A 16,745-nucleotide genomic window follows, 5' to 3' on the forward strand; every position below is an offset into this window, starting at 1 on the left:
GGCTTGGGCTTCTTTGGCGGTGTGGCTGCTGGCCCAGGATTTGGTTTCCGCCATTTTGTTTTTGAATTGGTCGAAAACTTTTTCGATATCCCATCGATGTTTGTAACCTAATGCGATGGCCCAGGCGGGAAGTTGCATTTCGTTTGTTAGATAGTTGTAAATTTTTTCATCACTAGGATCGTAGTAGATGATGCGGCGCAATGCTTCACCATTGGGGTTGCCGACGAGGGTGTCGCTGAGGATGCCTTCGTAGCGCGGATCTTTGCGGTTATGCCTTTCAATCGAAAGGGTCTTCATGGCGCTGTTGGATTTTTCCCGGGTGACGAAGTAGATGCCTCGCGGCTTGAGGCGGGCCCAGGAAAATACCTGCCATCATAGGCAATTCGCAAATCCTCAGTTGGTGACGAGGTAGGTGTATTGGTGAAGACCTGCTTGTGCACCCGACGGCCCTTTCAGTCGCAGCTGAACGACACTTTTCGACATGGTGCTCCCAGGCCAAGGGCGGGGAAGGTTGGGTCAACCTGATGAGCCCACTTTCGAAACACCTTAGGCAAATCGAATGACATTTAGAAGTCAAGTTGTCAATTGAGCAGTCGAATCGGGCGACTCGTGCAATTGGGAGGGGCGGAGGATGGTCGCAGGCTGTAGCAGGTTTCTGGGGCAGCGATCGAAAAGGATGAAAAAGTCTGCTCACTGCGGTCCGATCCCGGAGCAGCGTTACACCATCGAGTGCATGATGGTGCCGGGATGCCCGGGGCGGTTGCCGTTTGGGCAGTTCACGTGTCTGGCGACGGTGCGTGTCGAAAATGGTCGGTTTGAGGTCACTGGGGTCGATAAAATGGTTCGCCGGTGTCTGGCTAGTTGCGTTGTTGGACGAAATGTCTGGAGATGGGCATTACTCGACGTTTTTGCTTTCGTGATCTGATGGGTTTCCCTCAACCTGCTGCGGCTCACTCAAACCATCCCACCATGTCCAGACCTGTCACACTTTTCACCGGCCAATGGGCCGATCTGCCACTTGAAAAACTCGCTCCTTTGGCCAGCGAAATGGGCTATGACGGCCTTGAATTGGCGTGCTGGGGAGATCATTTCGATGTCGATGCCGCACTTGCCGATGATTCCTACGTCCACGCCAAATGGAAACTCTTGGCGGATCACGGATTGAGCTGCTACGCCATCTCTAACCACTTGATGGGACAAGCTGTATGCGATCTGATCGATGAGCGCCATCAGGCCATTCTCCCTCCCGATGTTTGGGGGGATGGCGATCCGGAAGGCGTGCGCCAGCGCGCTGCGGCGAAAATGATCGATACCGCCAAGGCTGCTCGCAAATTTTTCGACGCCCGCCCTGAAGGCGATGAATGGGATGGCCCGACGGTGGTGAACGGCTTCACCGGTTCCTCGATCTGGCACACGATTTATGCGTTCCCGCCGACATCCCAAGCGTTCTGGGAAAAGGGTTTCCAGGATTTCGCAAACCGTTGGTTGCCAATTCTCGACGCATTTGATGCTGCTGACGTGAATTTCGCCCTGGAAGTGCATCCTACGGAAATCGCGTTCGACATTGCGACTGCGAAGCGTGCCCTTGAGGCAGTCGGCAATCACAAGCGATTTGGCTTCAACTTTGATCCATCGCACCTTGGTTACCAAGGGGTTGATTATGTGAAATTCATCCGTGAATTCGGCTCAAGAATCTTCCACTCCCACGTCAAGGACGCTTGGTGGAACCGTGGCGACGGCACCATTGGCGTTTTCGGTGGCCACACCGACTTCGGTGACTATCGCCGGGTTTGGGATTTCCGCTCGCCGGGCCACGGCGATGTCGATTTCGAAGAAGTGATCGTAGCTCTTGGTGACGTTGGTTACCAAGGCCCGCTTTCGGTCGAATGGGAAGACGCACGCATGGACCGGGTCCATGGCGCAACCGAGGCAGCTGCCTTTGTCCGCGATCTGGACTTCCCGCCGAGCAATATCGCGTTCGACGCGGCTTTCGATAAGTCGAAGCAATAAAGACACAAATCATCAAAATTACCGAATCATGAGTACTAAAGTTGGAATCATCGGGGCAGGCGGGATGTTGCAATATCACATCACCGGATTTCGCCAAGCTGGCGCAGAAGTGGTGGCCATCGCAGATGCGGCACCGGGCGCAGCGGAAAGAGCGGCCAAGCAGTGGGGAGTTCCGAATACCTACGGCTCCGTCGATGAAATGCTGGAAAAATGCACCGAGTTGGATGCGGTGAGCATCATCGTGCCAAACAAATTCCACGCGCCGCTTTCGCTGCAATGCCTGCGCGCGGGCAAGCACGTGTTCTGTGAAAAACCACCAGCTCTCAAAGCCTCCGAGGTGGAGGAAATGATCAAAATTTCCTCGGAAACCGGGAAAAAATTGATGTTCAACTTCAACAACCGCGCCAGACCTGAAGCGGTTGCCATGAAGGCATACGTCGATGCCGGAGTTACTGGAACCATCAATTCGGCACAGGCCAAATGGGTGCGCCGCACTGGCATTCCAGGATTCGGCGGCTGGTTCACAACCAAGGAACTTTCCGGTGGTGGCGCGGTCATCGACCTGCTTCACATGATCGACCTGGCGCTCTATTTCATGGGCTATCCAGAACCTGCCCACGTTTTGGCGCAGACCTTCGATACCTTCATCACCGATAAAGGATTCAAGGGGCCATGGGGCATTCCGGATCGCGCGGATGGCATCAATAACGTCGAAGCAGCTGCTCACGGATTCGTGACTTTCAAAACCGGCCAAGTCCTTACCTTGCAAGTTTCCTGGGCGGAAATGGTGAAGCGCGAGGAAGTCTCCGTCGTATTCCAAGGCACCGGTGCTGGCGGCAAGGTGGAGCGCCTTTTCGGCCGCGATGGATTCGACGAAACCGCGATCGATACCTGCGAACTTTACGTTCAGGAAAACGGCAACAGCGTGGACCGCAAGATCACGGTTCCTGCCTGTGAGGACATGGGCCGGATCGGTTCTTCGAAAAACTTCATCGATGCGATCGAAGGACGCGCGGAGGCTTACAACACGCCAATCCAGGCGCTTCGACTGATGCAGATCATCGACGCGATCTATCAATCGGCGGAAACCGGCGCACCCGTCAGCATCGCCTAACTTATTAATTCGAAATTCGTTTGATGAACCGGAAATTGAGAATGGGAATGGTCGGTGGCGGTCGCGGTGCCTTCATTGGCGCGGTGCACCGGATGGCCGCCAATCTGGATGGAAAGATCGAACTGGTCGCGGGGTGCTTTTCCTCGAAGCCTGAAAAATCAAAGCAATCTGGGGACGATCTCTTCCTCGATCATAGCCGGGTCTACACCTCCTATGAAGAGATGGCTCAACACGAGGCATCTCTTCCGGAGGATCAGCGGATTGATTTCGTTTCGATCGTTGCCGGGAATAATTTGCATTTCCCGGTGGCGAAAACCTTCCTGGAGGCCGGATTTCACGTGATTTGTGAGAAGCCGGTCGCGCTGTCGCTGGAGGAAGCACTGCAGCTCCGCGATGTCGTCGAAAAGACCGGCAAGGTGTTTGTGCTGATGCACAACTACACCGGCTATCCGATGGTGAAGGAAGCCCGGCAGATGGTGAAAGCGGGCAAGCTCGGTAAAATCATGAAAGTGGTTGCCGAGTATCCTCAGGATCACGCTCTGGCTGCCGCGAAAGACGGCCGCGATTCCAAACAATGGAAATCGGAAGCAGCCAACCTCGGCGTTTCCAACTGCATCGGCGACATCGGATCGCACACGGAAAATCTGGCCCGTTACATCACTGGTCAAAAAATCAAAGAGGTGGCGGCGGACGTGAATTCATTTCTGCCGGATCGACCTCTCGATGACGATGGGGCGATTCTAGTCCGCTACGAAAGTGGCACCCGTGGGGTTTTCCATGCCTCTCAAGTTTCGATGGGTGAGGAAAACAACCTCAACATTCGTGTCTACGGAAGTGACGCCTCGCTGGAGTGGCATCAGGAACATCCAAATGAATTGATCCTGAAATACCACGACCGTCCTCGCGAAATTTGGCGCCGTGGCAATCGCTACAATGGTGAAGTTGCTGAACACGCGACCCGACTTCCTGCCGGTCACCCGGAAGGATTCATCGTGGCATTCGCAAACATCTACCTGGCTGCGGTTCAGGCGATGTCAGACGCAGCAGCCGGATGCTACCCACGCCCGGAAGGCTATGATTTCCCGAATATCCACGATGGCGTGGAAGGCATGTCATTTATCGAAGCGGTGATCCATTCTTCGAAGGAAAACTCGGCCTGGAAGCCGGTCTAAGGCTCTGATCATCATTTTTTCAAAGCGCTCGTTTCCGGTTACGGGGCGAGCGCTTTGACGATGGTGCTGACGTTGTAGCGCACCATTTCCTCGTAATTTTTGACGCCGCGGCCGTCCGCAATGAGTGGAGCGGCTAACTGAATGCCGGTATCCTCGGTCAAGGTCTGGAGGATTTTTGGATTCGACTCCTTCTCCGGGAAGATCGCCGAGACTTGGTTTTTCTTCAGTGCCGCGATCAGATTTGCCAATTCACGCGGGTCCGGCATTTGCTCGTGATTGATGCCTTGGATCGGAAACGCCTCGAATCCGAAATCATGGCAGAAGTAGTTGAACGCCGCATGTGCGGTCGCCAAATGCCGGTTGGCCCGGGGGATTTTGGCGATTTCGCGCTTTGCCCATCGGTCGAGCTTACCCAGTTCATCGCGATAATTTTGAGCATTCTGCCGATATTCCGCAGCGTGTTCAGAATCAGCGGATGCAAAAGATTCCGCGATCACACCGGTTGCCCGCTGGAACAACCGGATTGAGTGCCACCAATGCGGATCGATGGTGTGGTGATCGTGGTCATGATCGGTGACCTCTGCTTGCTCAAGGGGAGGGAGGGTCGATCCGACATCGATCAATTCCGCCCCTTGGGAACTGGCGACAATCCCTTTCAATTTCGGCAAATAGTCCTCCAATCCCATTCCAGAGACCAAATAGAGTCGCGCGCCTTGGGCTTTATTCAGTTCCTCAGGGTTGGGTTGAAAACTATGAGGGTCGTTATTTGGCCCCATCAGATCAATCACCTCGACGTGATCTTTTCCGATTTCACGGGCCAGATCGGCCAGTAGAGGGTGTAGCGCAGCTACCTTCATCGGCGTGGCGTGAATGCAGGTAACGGTGAGGGCAAGTGCGGTCAGGAGGCGGCGAACCATTGGGACAACTTGCAAATGCTTTTCAGAAAATGCAAGTGTTATGCATCAATCAAAATTCACCATCACGGCTCGATGGTCTGAAGCCTCATTCCAATTGGAATCGTCGAGCAAATGGGATGAGTTGAGATCCACCTCGTTCGCAATCGATTTCGAAACCGTGACAAAATCAATCCGTGAGTAAACATCCTGGTAGGACCAGAATTGAGTCCAGCTGGTGCCCACTGAGTCCTTGAGAAACAGAGGCTTAAGGTAGCCAGGCGAGTTGTATCGCCCGAAGGCTGTTTTCAAAGAAGCACTGTTTCGCGTATCATTGAAATCCCCGTAGACGATGAGCCGGGCATCATGATCTTTTTCGAAAATAGCATCCAGATGTTTCCGCAGCAGTTTGGCTTCATTGCGACGCATGGCTTCCTGATCACCTTCTTCAACCTCACGCTTCGACTTCAAATGAACGCCGATGAAGCGATAGCTTTTGCCACGGGCATCGATCGTGGCATCCATGATCCCGCGGTTGATGGAGAATGTTTTGCCACTCAGCTGATAATCAGAGTTTTCGACCGATCCTGTCGCCGAAATCGGAAATTTGGAAAGCAAACCGAGATGGCGCACGGGATCAGAGCCTCCCACAAAACGGGAATGAGGCAGATCGACGCCTTTTTCCTTCAGCATCGATTGAATTTCGGCGAGATCATCCAGCGTGCCGATTTCACAGAGGCCGATAACATCCGGTTGATGACGGGCGAGAATGCTGATGACAGCTTGTTTTTCTGAATCCGGCTTCGGCGCGTTTTTTTGCGAAGTCCGGTTCACATAGCGGTCCATCGAGAGCCAGTTCTCGACGTTATAGGCGATGAAACGCAGGCCCTGGCTGGTGGCGGGTAAATCCGCTGCAGGGATCGTTGGCTGAGTCGGTTCAGTTTTCTCAGCGACATTGGCTGCAGGCGCTACCGAAGGCTTTTGCTCGGCTGAAGGTTGAGGAGCCGTTGGGGTAGGAGCTGCCTCACTTTGCTCGGTAGGGAGCGTGCCACCTGGCGTGTTCCAATCTGGTGTGCCTTTCTTTTTACAAGAAGCTGCAGAAAGAGAGAGGAGAACACAGAAAAACGCCCCGAGGATTCTCGGGGCGGATTTTTCAATAGATTTAAGCGAAGGAGTGAACCTCACAGCTCAGACTTCGCGTGGTTCTTTGTTAGGTGCTTCTTTGACCTTGTTGGTCTCCGCTTCAGAAGCACGGGTTAATTCTTGTTCGAATTCGTCACGGGCGCGCTTGAACTCGCCCATGCTTTTACCAATCCCGCGGGCGAGATCAGGGAGTTTTTTAGCCCCGAAGAGCAACAACACGATGATGAAAATCATCACCATTTCCGGCATTCCGATCGGTCCCATAAATAGTAGTGTGGTTGGTTGGGCGGAGCGTATGCAGGGAATTCTCAGAGTGCAAAGCATTTACCGGAACAGGAAATCTGTCATCTCCGCAAATTTGTGGGCTGGAATACTGCGGGACTTGCTAGAATTGAATGATCCTGATGGTTTTTTAGGTGTGAGAGCATTGGTGACCGTTACAATTTTTTTCTTCGCAGCCGCCCTGCCAATGGAGGCAGGAAGCAAGTTGCTTCCCGTTCTAAACCAACGCATCGGAGCCCGGGAGATCGCTGAGGGACGGGTGCAACAACTGAATCCAGGTGACTTTTTCGGCATGGAGCCGATCGATGACAAAGTCGTCCGCTTTACGAGTTATTTCACCTTGGATGGCAATCCGATGGTTTTGGATTTCGCCATGTTTAGCGATCGGACTCCAGCCACTCGGAGCAATTTCCTGAACTACATTGATAGCGGTGCCTATGTGAATTCTTTCATCCATCGAAGTGTATCAGGCTTTGTCATTCAGGGGGGGGGATATCGGTTGCAATCCGGCTTGAATGAAGTTCCTGCAAACTCGCCGGTTGTGAATGAATTTGGCATATCGAACACGTATGGTACGATCGCGATGGCTAAGGTTGGAGGCGATCCTGATAGCGCGACAAGCCAGTGGTTTGTCAATTTAGGTCAGAACTCGGATAATTTGGATTCCCAGAATGGCGGGTTTACGGTTTTTGCCAGAATGACTAAAGATACATTGGTCTATGCCCAAACATTTGGGAATACATCTTCTGGTTATTTTCCGGTATATGATTTGAGTTCTCATATCGGTTCTGCATTCACTGCCGTTCCGCTGAATGGCTATTCCTCATGGGATTCCATTGGTGCTAACAATTTCATTTTGTTTCCGAGTGTCAGCCTGGAAACACTGCCGGATGGACAAGCAGGAGAAGACACTACGCTGAGTTACACCGTCACTTCCAGCAAGCCGACTGCAGTCACTGCCGAGCTGGATGAAGATGGTCATCTGAACTTGACCGCGCTGGCGAGTTCTGGAAGTGCGACGATCACGCTCACGGCAAGCGATAGCGTGGGCAACGAAGTTAGTGAACAATTCTCCGTTACCTTAACCGATAAGGAATCTTTCGAAGGCTGGAAAGAGCGGGTGTTTTCTGAAGCTGACCAGAAGGATGATGAGGTCAGTGGGGCGGCGGTGAAAACGCCAAGCGGTTTAACCAACTTGGAACTATTTGCCCATGGTCTGATGCCTGGAGTTATCTCAAAAAATCCTGTTATCTTTTCAAGCACGTTGGCGGACTCCTATCCGTTGCCAAGTTATACCTTTCCGATGCGAAATGATATTTCTGGGGTTAGCTATACGATTGAAAAAAGCAGTGATCTTGGAGTCGCCGATCCATGGGTAACGGTTGATTGGACAGAAAAATCCAGAGTGACTGAAAATGATATCGATTTGATCACTCTTGAAAGTCCATCAGCAATCACCGAGCTACCGATCTATTATCGAATCGTTTTCACGGCTCCTTGACCTGCTTCCAAATCGGGACATCGAGTTTGAGGCGATTCACCGATTCAGCGAGAAAAGACAGCGCTTCGCCACGGTGAGCGCTTAATACGCGAATGTAGAGTGAAGCTTCACCAACAGGCACCCAGCCGAGCCGGTGGATGAAGATGACGGATTCGCATGGATGGATTTGCGCTAATTCTGCAAAATGTTTGGCCAATACCTGCCGGGCCATTGGCTCATAGGCTTCGTATTGCAGCCCTTGCAAAGCCCGGCCATTCTCCAGTTCGCGGACAATGCCTTGAAATTCCAGTTCCGTGCCGATTTCCCGGTTCGGGAAATTCGCAGCAGGGCGTTGGATGGACTCGAAGGTGAAATGTATTTCGATGTGCATGTGACTGGCGTGGATAAAAATCAGCCTCCAGAAACCGGTGGAATCAGCGCAACTTCCCGGGCGTTTCCGATCGGCGTGTCCCATTCAGCAAACTCACAATCCACCGCAATCCTCAAATGCTCCAGATTCGCATTCGGTGCGATACGTCTAACCAACTCGCGGAGTGTTTCTTCGGCAGAGCAGGCGACTGTTTGACTCGAAAATCCGAAGTCATCCTTTGCCTGGGCGAATGCGAGAAGAGTGATTTCCATGAACGATATGAGGTGGTAGCCGCAGATTACTGAATTTCCAAGAGAATGTGAAAGTGATTTGAACTTTGAACAAAGTTGGGTAGGTGTCGTCTTCTTTTGCAAATGTTGTCCCCAGTACGCGTCATTGTTCTAACAACGGTCCGAACTCCGGGTTTCGATTCCGTGAAAGTCGCTATTGCCGATGATGCGACCGATTCAAATGATGCAGGGCGTTTCGTCTACATAGCACCCCTGAGATTCGTGAAATAATCAGCTGTTTCGGCTGGTATAGAGCTGCCATGTTACGTTCACTTTTGGTAATGTGTTGCGCCTATTTCGCTCATGCAGGTTTGGTTTCTGCTCAAGACTCGCAAAGCACTTTGAAGGTTCTTTCTTTCAATCTCCGCTATCTGAATCCTGGTGACACAGGGATTCACAGTTGGGAGGTCAGGCGCGATCTGGTGGCAAACGTGATCAAGAAAAATGCTCCTGATGTTCTTGGAATTCAGGAAGGTCTGCGACCCATGCTGGATGATCTCGACAACCGCTTGAGTGGCTATGCCGAGGTTGGCTGCGGTCGCGCAGATGGCAAAACCGAAGGCGAAGCTTCGGCGATTTTCGTCCGCACGGATCGGTTTACCATTCAAGAGTCAGGAACATTCTGGCTATCAGATACTCCAGACGTTGTAGGCTCCAAATCATGGGGCAATCGTGTTGTTCGTATTTGCACCTGGGTTCGCCTGCTCGATCGGCAAGCAGGGAAGTTCTTTTATTTCTTCAACACACATTTGGATCACGAGGCGCAATTGGCTCGTGAGAATGGGATCAAATTGATTTTGCAACGCATCGCGGATTGCAAATTTCCAGGCCCATTCATCCTGACCGGAGATTTCAACGCCGAGCCCGAAAATCCGATTCATCAAATCATTCGCGAAAATCCACTCGCACCATTCGATGTTTGGAAAACTCTCAATCCTGATACACCGGAATCAGAATCTGGAACCTTCCATGGATTTGAAGGCAATACCGATGGCAACCGGATCGACTACATCTACGCATCAAACGATATTGAAGGACTTCAATCCGCGATTTTGCACGATTCTGAAAACGGAATTTATCCTTCAGATCATTACCCAGTGAGTGCGATCCTGAAATTCAAGGCAGAAAATTAATTGATCTGATTTTATGTGGTCGACTTATAGTTGCGATCACACAAACAAATCGCCGGAGACCTCCTGCCATAACTTGGCAGTGAGGTTTCGATAGCTTACGAAGCAAATCGCGATAGCCAAATCAAACAGCTGTGATTCATGCCTTAATGATCATGGCGCTCACTTCAATTTAATCTGCTTTCTTGCTCTATGGGGTATGCGATGATATTTCATGTTTTACTGTTTGGTGATTTGTGGTTAAATTTTGATTGCATCAGCTAATCGGATCCATATTTATTAATCCCTGTGCTATTCTCGGTGTTGAATTTGTAATCAATTGGAAGACTTGTCGATCTCGGGTGCATCAACTTCCGATGAGGATTCAATTTTATCGACTACACCTGGTGGATCGTCGGTCGCCGTTTTCTTGATGTAAATCTGAATACCACAACGTTCCAGTATCCAAGCTCCGCCAAAGAAGCAGAATATACTGATGGTGACTGGTGGAGCGAGAACTATAAATAATGGAAATGATGTGCCATTATCAGCCGTGTTGCAGAACCTATTATAAAATCCTGTAGCGAAAATGAGAACGGATAAGATGAATAATAATCGACCTGATAGAGTGAGGTGATCAGTGAAAAATGTGCGGTCCTCTTTCATTTGGTGGGATGTGTTGTGGTAATTTATGTTTGATGAGATAGATGAGTCTATGTAATGTTTTTGATGACTTCCAGTAAGGATTAAATTGGGTGATTGAAGGGAAGGAGTGTCAGATCAATTACGACGAATGGTGGAAAATGATTGGTCTCAAATTGTTTTTTAAGCCAAGTGATGGAGTGATCTTTAAATCGGTCGCACCGCGATGTCGAGTCTCCAGTGCAACGTGTATTAATGGTTCTGTTCGACGTCAGACCCGGGGCTAGCTCACTTCAGGGTTTGTTCGTTTTGAAAAGCTTCACATTGCCACTTGTTAGGTCAAATCTGTGCTTTTGCGTGTAGTTGTCTCCCATGTCAGATGTCCAATCGACAAACATTCCGTTCTCATCGAATACATAGGCGGCGGGACCTGATGATAAAAAGGCGCCAGAGTCTCCTAAAATTACCGTGTAGGTCTTCCCATGATTCTGGTATGTTCCTATGGATCCAATTTTGCCTGATTCCCATTTAAGAAAATCATCGATGGTAGCGAGATCTGCCGGAGGTGAAATCTGGTTCTAGAGACTCGGCAGGTGATCCAGATGAAAAAATCCAAGCAACAGGAGGACTCCCAGCGTCACCCTGCGTAAAACCTGAAAACAGATATTCCTGGATTGGCGAGTTGATTTCATATTCCTATCCCAACGTATTTAGCTATCCGCAGCGGGGAGAAATGCCTGGATTCAACCCGATATGTTAACTTTCGATCGATGAGAAGGCTCGTTCGCATTGGTGAAAATTTTCGAATTGAGTCGTTTTTCGATTTTGGTAACTGGCTCAGCGTAGGATATTCGGATTACATACCGCAATACTAGCGAGATGTCTCTGGTAAGGTAATTGCTGAAAAGAGAAATCCGTTGTAGCGGTGAAGCTGGTCGATTTGGACTATGCTGAGGATAATCGATTATAGATAATGATTCGAGGTAATCATTGCTTCTTATTTGAGTGAATTTCTGATTTTGAACTCATGCCATTGTAGAATTTTCTACTTAGCCGATAAGTCAAGCGTGAGCAGCCCCGGCACGAAATGTCAATCTTGATGCAGAGTTGCTGAGTCCAAAATTTATTTATTTGTTTCTCTGCCAACAAAGCATTGGTTCGTGTTCCGAGTAGGGAAGGGCAGACAGGATTGAGGGGTAAATTGTGCAGGGGGATTCCGACTAAGGGCGAGAAGCGGGTCACCTAGGCGTGACTTATTATTTCGTGGTTGAGTTCAGATCAGGCGGTGGTTTAATGACTGCGCAATAAATGGAATTCTGATTCCACCCTTCTGCTTGCGCAGCTCCGAAATACAGTCTCCAAGATGTTTTGTCTGCAAACACAAACGGTGTAACGTGACCGTATGGTGAGTCAGAATCTTTAGGAAAGAGCAATCCTTGCGACTTCCAATGAACACCGTCCGGGCTGGTCGCCCAGCGAGTGCCGTCGCGGGACTCGATCACCATGGCAAAGCTGTCGCCAGACTTGAAAACATCGACGCCACCAGCGTCATCCCCGAAAACGGGATCGCTTCTTCGTTCCCATTTAATGCCATCTAGGGACGTCGCATAACCCACGAACCGGTGTGAGTGATCCGATTTGGGGGCTTTGAGATCTGGTGCTCCGGGAGGTAAGTCCTTCCGACCATCATACCAAAGGAGAAAGCGTTTGCCGTCATAAATCACGCTCGGTCGGCCAACCAAGAGTGAGTCCCAAGCAGGTGATGGCGATGGCGTGAACACGGCACCTCGATCACTCCACTTTCGCCCGTCAGCAGATGTTGCAAGGCCGATAGAGTCGGTAACTCCAGAACCCGCGAGGGTGTAGAACATGTAAAGCACATCATTGACAGATACCACTGATGGATCATTCACATGGTTGACTCCTTCCGGTGCAAAAACGATTCCTTCCTGTTTCCAGGTCGTTCCATCCTTTGAGGTAGCGAGATGGATGCGATCATGACCATCCTTTCCCTGGCCACCGAAGAACATCAGCAGTTCGCTTCGGTGTTTAATAATGTCAGGAGCATATAAGTTGCCGAGTCCGTGCGGTGCTTCAGTTGACTCTGCGAATGACGAAATTACAAGTTCGGCGGCATTCGTTGTTCTGCTGAACAAAAGACAAAGAAGGACTATTGATACTATACGATGCATCGCTTTTTTTAATTACTCTCATCACCTGGAAGTTGCGATGGAGGCCGAGGTGATCAAATAGATGATCTACGTGATTCTGTCGAGCTTCCTTGTGGTTTTGATTTTTGCAACGAGAGTTCATAGAGAGCGCAAGTATCGACTGAAACGACAGTAGGCTACGAGTCGTTGATACCAGCGTTTTTGTTGGTCCTGATTTGGACGATATTCGTTTCAATAGTCATGACATTGACCTCGTGATTTCATTATCGTCTGAAAAATAAGCCTCGGCAAGCAGTCTGGTTCGTGGCCGGAGTCATCGTGGTAGTTTACATCACTAGTCTCACCGGTCAGACCTAGCAGGATGGAAGTTTGAAAACCAACTTGCATGCTGAGCGTCGTCGGAGACGACGGCCTGATTCAGTTAACCTTTGTTATTTCTGGGAAATACCCGAACTTAGATCGCAAGCCCAGCAAGTGAAAAGATACCGAATCCTAGTAGGATTGAACCTGCTATATCATCGGTGGGGTCATAATTGGTAAGCCGGTCGATTCCGAAATAACCTGCACAGATAATACCCATGAAAGCCAGTGTGGAAAGTATCCCTTGATAACCATAGGTTCTCTTTGCGAATACGGAAATTGCTATTACTAGGACAATTATTAGTAGTGGTAGTGGGCCTATTCCGATTACTGGACTGATTCCGTTCGATGGTGCTATTGCTGCGATCATATTTCTTAGTGTATGTCAAAGGTTGGATGCGGTGGGGATGCCTCTGGTTTCTTGTTAGATTTCTTCTTCGTCTATTTTATTTACTTTCATGCGACCAAAGCCAGTGGAAACTTCGATTTTCACCGCATTTTGGGCAATCTAGATAGATGTACTTCTGGCCACCTTGCGTAACTTTAGCTGTGGTTTTGCATATTGGGCACCCGAACTCCAGTTTTCCGAATGCCATCATGATTCCCTGCAGTGCTCCGAGGAGCGCTAATATGATGGTGATGGCGATTAGTGGAGTAAATAGATAAAAATATGAGGAATTCGAACCGAATATCCATAAGGCAGGCAATGCCACGAATCCAGGTATGGATAGTTTCATAAGTCGGATCCATGTCTTGAACTGGAAGATCTGCATGGTCTGATTTTATATAATGTCAAAGTTGTAGCACCGCTTTAGTAGATTGCATCCAACGTTCTTTGCTATTTTGGTCCAGGCTGGCAAGGGTAGTGCGAAAGTTCGACGGCGACGCCCACAGATGATGCCGCTAGGAGGAATTCTGGGGTGAGTATGTCGGAGTGAGTAGCCGCGTCTCGCAGCTCTATCCCGAAGTCCAAGATGAAATAATCCACTGAGGGAAAATTCCGCATGCACTCCAAACAACCTCGGTTGCGGTTGATAAACTCAGTGGCATCCAGAAGTTGCGTATCGAAATTACTGAAATCTGCCTCACTGGCGATGAATGTAACACCCGAAGATTCATTCAGACGTCCGTTGAGCTTGGTCATTAAGCGAGGTTCGCCCTTCTGCCAAATTTGATCTGGCTCAAGATGAACGCTGCGCAGTAGGGCATGTGTGTCGAGGAACTCGCCGGATCCGCCGACTCGTTCTCCATTATTCTTTCGACTCCATGTAGATTGCGATTCGCGTGGCGGCAGCGCTTGTATTCTGCAGGTGGTATTGCATACCATCCATTGGTCGCATCGAACTCCTTCCGTGTTCTCGGAGAGCCTTCTGCCAGGTGCGGTGCCTCTTCGGTTCCCATGAGAATGGTCCCAGGGTCCTTGCTGACTTTGTAACCCTTCTCCACAAGGAAACCGACAATGATTGATGTTTCGGCAGAAATCGATACTTTTGTGATTTCCCGGGTAGCTAACGTGAGTTCCGAATGAAATTGCTCGCCATTGTCCTGTGAAATGCAGGCGGAATACCAAGTCTGTGTAGTATCAGGTTCTGTTAGGGCCGCGGAATGGGTTGACTTGATCTCGCAACCTGAGAGGCCGAGAATAAAGAAATTGAGCAGGAGGAGGCACATGATTCTTGAAGACGTTTGAATGTAGGCAACAGCGCGCAAGACTGTCCAGAGCATTGCGAACCACCGAGCTTGTCGTTGTCATTCACGACTTCTTTGCTTCTTTATCTTGATCCATGTGCCTTCATATGGGACGGCATCCGTCGATTGCCAATCACATCTTATGCAAATCGGAATCATAAATTCCCAGGTGAACGTGAGGCGTTTGGGATAACGCGAAACGCCAAGGCATTTCTCATGGCAAGGACGATATCTAATTAAAATCGGCTGACTTCTCGATTCTACTCCGCGATGTCCAGCCATCAGAATCGGAGTGGGGGATGGTTTTCATTTTCTTGAGTCAACGATAGAGTAGAGGGAAAGCTTAAATTCAGCGAGGAAAGTTATTGCCGTCGGAAGCTGCGGCCTGTTCTGCCTCATTGGTTGGGTCCTACTTGGGTGCCGAGTAGACAACCGACGGACAACGATAGTCGTGCTCCGTCTCAGCATAGAATTTGCTTCCGTCCGTCGAAATCACAAGAAGTCCGAATCCAGATGTTGCCGCACTCTGGACCTCACTCCAGCGGTATTCTTCCATCGAGTTTACTCCTGTTCCTGTGATCGGAATACAAGGTTCGTCTGGATCGAACGGACACGAGCCATCACGATAGGAGTCGGCAAATACATCGTTGATTGTATGGCAAATTCTCGACTGAAGCTTGCCTTTCTTTTTCAGTGCCTCGTGGACAAATCGCTCTCTGAACGAACGTTGCACATGATTCGCAGCAAACATCGTCAGAAGGTCGCTACAATTCTTCATATTCTGTCAAAGGCTAGAGCCGCTGCACGGTGGTGTCGAGCATTCGGTGAGAAACGAACTGGCGAGCTTGTCCGCCGTTGCTGCCCCACCATGTATGTCTTTGGTTTTAATTCTCTGGCTTGTTCTTTGGAGTGCCGAATCGCTTTTCAGTTGGCGATTCGCCGGAACAATTCTTACTCCAAAAATCGACAAGCTTGCTATCTATATCAAGATCGATGGACTTCTTGGTTATCGGTAATGCTCCGTTCTGGGAAATCTTGTAAGTCATCGACTTTAAAGAATTGTGTCGTGACCAGCGCCAAACCAATGTTACCGAACTAGATTCGTCACTCCAGATGGCTCCAAATGCAAACGCTGCGGTATCGAGAGTCGGATCCACTTCTTGGAGAGTTGCGATGCGACGTCCTGTTCTAGCGTTGGTCAAATAGAGATGAAAGTTATCCACCCCGTAATCCTTGTGCGCTGTAATCGCGAAACTTCCGTCCGGGGAAAGGCCCTTTGCAATTGTGATATACTCGTCAGCCCCATAATCATATTCTGCAGTTGCAAATAATTGTGCAGAAAAGCAGGAGGTGAGGATGACAATCAATACTGGTAAGATGAACTTTATGTTAGAGAGTTTCGACATGAGATATGAATTTTATAGTGAATGTTTGAGGCTGTCTACCGTGGAACGCTGCGATGCTTCGACTCTGAGTTGTGATAGTCATTGCGATGAACTTTCGACTCGTGGCGGGTCAGTGGGTTGTTCAGCGCTGATATATTCTCTCCTTTTATTCCAATCGGTCCGGCAGGTCTTGAGATCGAATGTTGTAAAGTCCTTCATCAACTGCCGAACGCACCACGAAGCGCGCATTTCCAAGTGCTCAACCGCCGCCCAGGCTGAATCCACTGATACTGCAATGCTTCTCCATCCGTCGGCATGTCCCTTGATGTAGGCATCCCTTGAGACCGCCTCAAGACCTCTTTCCGGTTGGGTGTGAAGCTCCTTCTCGCTCTTGCTTTTGAGCTTCGATTTGTGTGTGACAATCACTGGGTTTAGCCGATCACGAATCTTTGTGGCTGCATCAATCATTTCGGTCGTTCTTATTGTTCGCAGTTTCGCCGTTTCTGCAAGCGCCTTCAATTGAATCTCGGGTAATTGCTGAATCCATTGATTAGCTTCCGATGCGTGAACCGGGTTCCATTGAGATTGTCGACCTGCGCCAACTTTACGTGCGTAACATGCGCCATCGTTTTGGA

15 protein-coding genes and 1 pseudogene are annotated in these 16,745 nt (G+C 49.8%); 5 read left to right on the top strand and 11 right to left on the bottom strand.

All coding sequences use genetic code 11. The annotated features are described in order from the left end of the window. Positions 1 to 336, bottom strand: a pseudogene (locus tag JIN85_RS17430) (transposase); the annotation flags it as partial. A gap of 633 nt (positions 337 to 969) precedes the next feature. Here JIN85_RS17430 and JIN85_RS17435 point away from each other — a divergent pair. From JIN85_RS17435 to JIN85_RS17445, 3 genes are read left to right on the top strand one after another with little or no spacing between them, the layout of a single operon-like run. Next, the gene (locus JIN85_RS17435; RefSeq protein WP_200273205.1) at positions 970 to 2,010 is read left to right on the top strand and encodes a sugar phosphate isomerase/epimerase family protein; all 1,041 of its coding nucleotides are present in this window, start codon (positions 970 to 972) and stop codon (positions 2,008 to 2,010) included. 28 nt (positions 2,011 to 2,038) lie between these two features. Further along, positions 2,039 to 3,124: a Gfo/Idh/MocA family protein gene (locus JIN85_RS17440; RefSeq protein WP_200273207.1), complete on the top strand. Its 1,086-nt coding sequence runs from the start codon at positions 2,039 to 2,041 to the stop codon at positions 3,122 to 3,124. Positions 3,125 to 3,147: 23 nt separating this feature from the next. Continuing rightward, on the top strand, positions 3,148 to 4,296 hold the full coding sequence (locus tag JIN85_RS17445) for a Gfo/Idh/MocA family protein (protein ID WP_200273209.1): 1,149 nt from the start codon (positions 3,148 to 3,150) through the stop codon (positions 4,294 to 4,296). Between the two features lie 38 nt (positions 4,297 to 4,334). Here JIN85_RS17445 and JIN85_RS17450 read toward each other — a convergent pair whose 3' ends face one another. From JIN85_RS17450 to JIN85_RS17460, 3 genes are read right to left on the bottom strand one after another with little or no spacing between them, the layout of a single operon-like run. Beyond that, positions 4,335 to 5,213, bottom strand: a complete 879-nt coding sequence (locus tag JIN85_RS17450; protein WP_200273211.1) for a metal ABC transporter substrate-binding protein — start codon at positions 5,211 to 5,213, stop codon at positions 4,335 to 4,337. 45 nt (positions 5,214 to 5,258) lie between these two features. Continuing rightward, a complete protein-coding gene (locus tag JIN85_RS17455) occupies positions 5,259 to 6,374 on the bottom strand; it encodes an endonuclease/exonuclease/phosphatase family protein (protein WP_200273213.1) in 1,116 nt (371 codons plus the stop codon). 3 nt (positions 6,375 to 6,377) lie between these two features. After that, on the bottom strand, positions 6,378 to 6,566 hold the full coding sequence (locus JIN85_RS17460; protein ID WP_234047493.1) for a Sec-independent protein translocase subunit TatA/TatB: 189 nt from the start codon (positions 6,564 to 6,566) through the stop codon (positions 6,378 to 6,380). Here JIN85_RS17460 and JIN85_RS17465 point away from each other — a divergent pair. Beyond that, positions 6,553 to 8,115: a peptidylprolyl isomerase gene (locus tag JIN85_RS17465; protein WP_200273217.1), complete on the top strand. Its 1,563-nt coding sequence runs from the start codon at positions 6,553 to 6,555 to the stop codon at positions 8,113 to 8,115. The genes JIN85_RS17460 and JIN85_RS17465 overlap by 14 nt on opposite strands. Here the strand turns inward: JIN85_RS17465 and JIN85_RS17470 are convergent. Further along, positions 8,102 to 8,485, bottom strand: coding sequence for a molybdopterin synthase catalytic subunit (locus JIN85_RS17470; protein WP_200273219.1), 384 nt, complete (start codon positions 8,483 to 8,485; stop codon positions 8,102 to 8,104). The two genes, JIN85_RS17465 and JIN85_RS17470, sit on opposite strands and share 14 nt — an antisense overlap. A gap of 20 nt (positions 8,486 to 8,505) precedes the next feature. Continuing rightward, positions 8,506 to 8,736, bottom strand: a complete 231-nt coding sequence (locus tag JIN85_RS17475; protein WP_200273221.1) for a MoaD/ThiS family protein — start codon at positions 8,734 to 8,736, stop codon at positions 8,506 to 8,508. A 278-nt stretch (positions 8,737 to 9,014) separates the two neighbouring features. Between JIN85_RS17475 and JIN85_RS17480 the strand changes: the two genes are divergently transcribed. Next, entirely contained in the window at positions 9,015 to 9,887 is an 873-nt protein-coding gene (locus tag JIN85_RS17480) for an endonuclease/exonuclease/phosphatase family protein (RefSeq protein ID WP_200273223.1), read from the top strand. 312 nt (positions 9,888 to 10,199) lie between these two features. Here the strand turns inward: JIN85_RS17480 and JIN85_RS17485 are convergent, their stop codons facing one another. From JIN85_RS17485 to JIN85_RS17505, 5 genes are all read right to left on the bottom strand, one after another. Continuing rightward, a complete protein-coding gene (locus JIN85_RS17485) occupies positions 10,200 to 10,529 on the bottom strand; it encodes a hypothetical protein (RefSeq protein WP_200273225.1) in 330 nt (109 codons plus the stop codon). 1,232 nt (positions 10,530 to 11,761) lie between these two features. Further along, on the bottom strand, positions 11,762 to 12,535 hold the full coding sequence (locus JIN85_RS17490) for a glycoside hydrolase family protein (RefSeq protein ID WP_200273227.1): 774 nt from the start codon (positions 12,533 to 12,535) through the stop codon (positions 11,762 to 11,764). A 1,644-nt stretch (positions 12,536 to 14,179) separates the two neighbouring features. Beyond that, entirely contained in the window at positions 14,180 to 14,707 is a 528-nt protein-coding gene (locus JIN85_RS17495) for a hypothetical protein (RefSeq protein ID WP_200273229.1), read from the bottom strand. Between the two features lie 427 nt (positions 14,708 to 15,134). Next, a complete protein-coding gene (locus JIN85_RS17500) occupies positions 15,135 to 15,503 on the bottom strand; it encodes a hypothetical protein (protein WP_200273231.1) in 369 nt (122 codons plus the stop codon). 106 nt (positions 15,504 to 15,609) lie between these two features. Next, complete coding sequence (locus JIN85_RS17505) at positions 15,610 to 16,131, bottom strand: hypothetical protein (RefSeq protein ID WP_200273233.1); 522 nt, start codon at positions 16,129 to 16,131, stop codon at positions 15,610 to 15,612. Positions 16,132 to 16,745 lie beyond the last annotated feature (614 nt).

Origin of the sequence: Luteolibacter pohnpeiensis, from assembly GCF_016595435.1 — a bacterium.
Taxonomy (GTDB): Bacteria; Verrucomicrobiota; Verrucomicrobiia; order Verrucomicrobiales; family Akkermansiaceae; genus Luteolibacter; species Luteolibacter pohnpeiensis.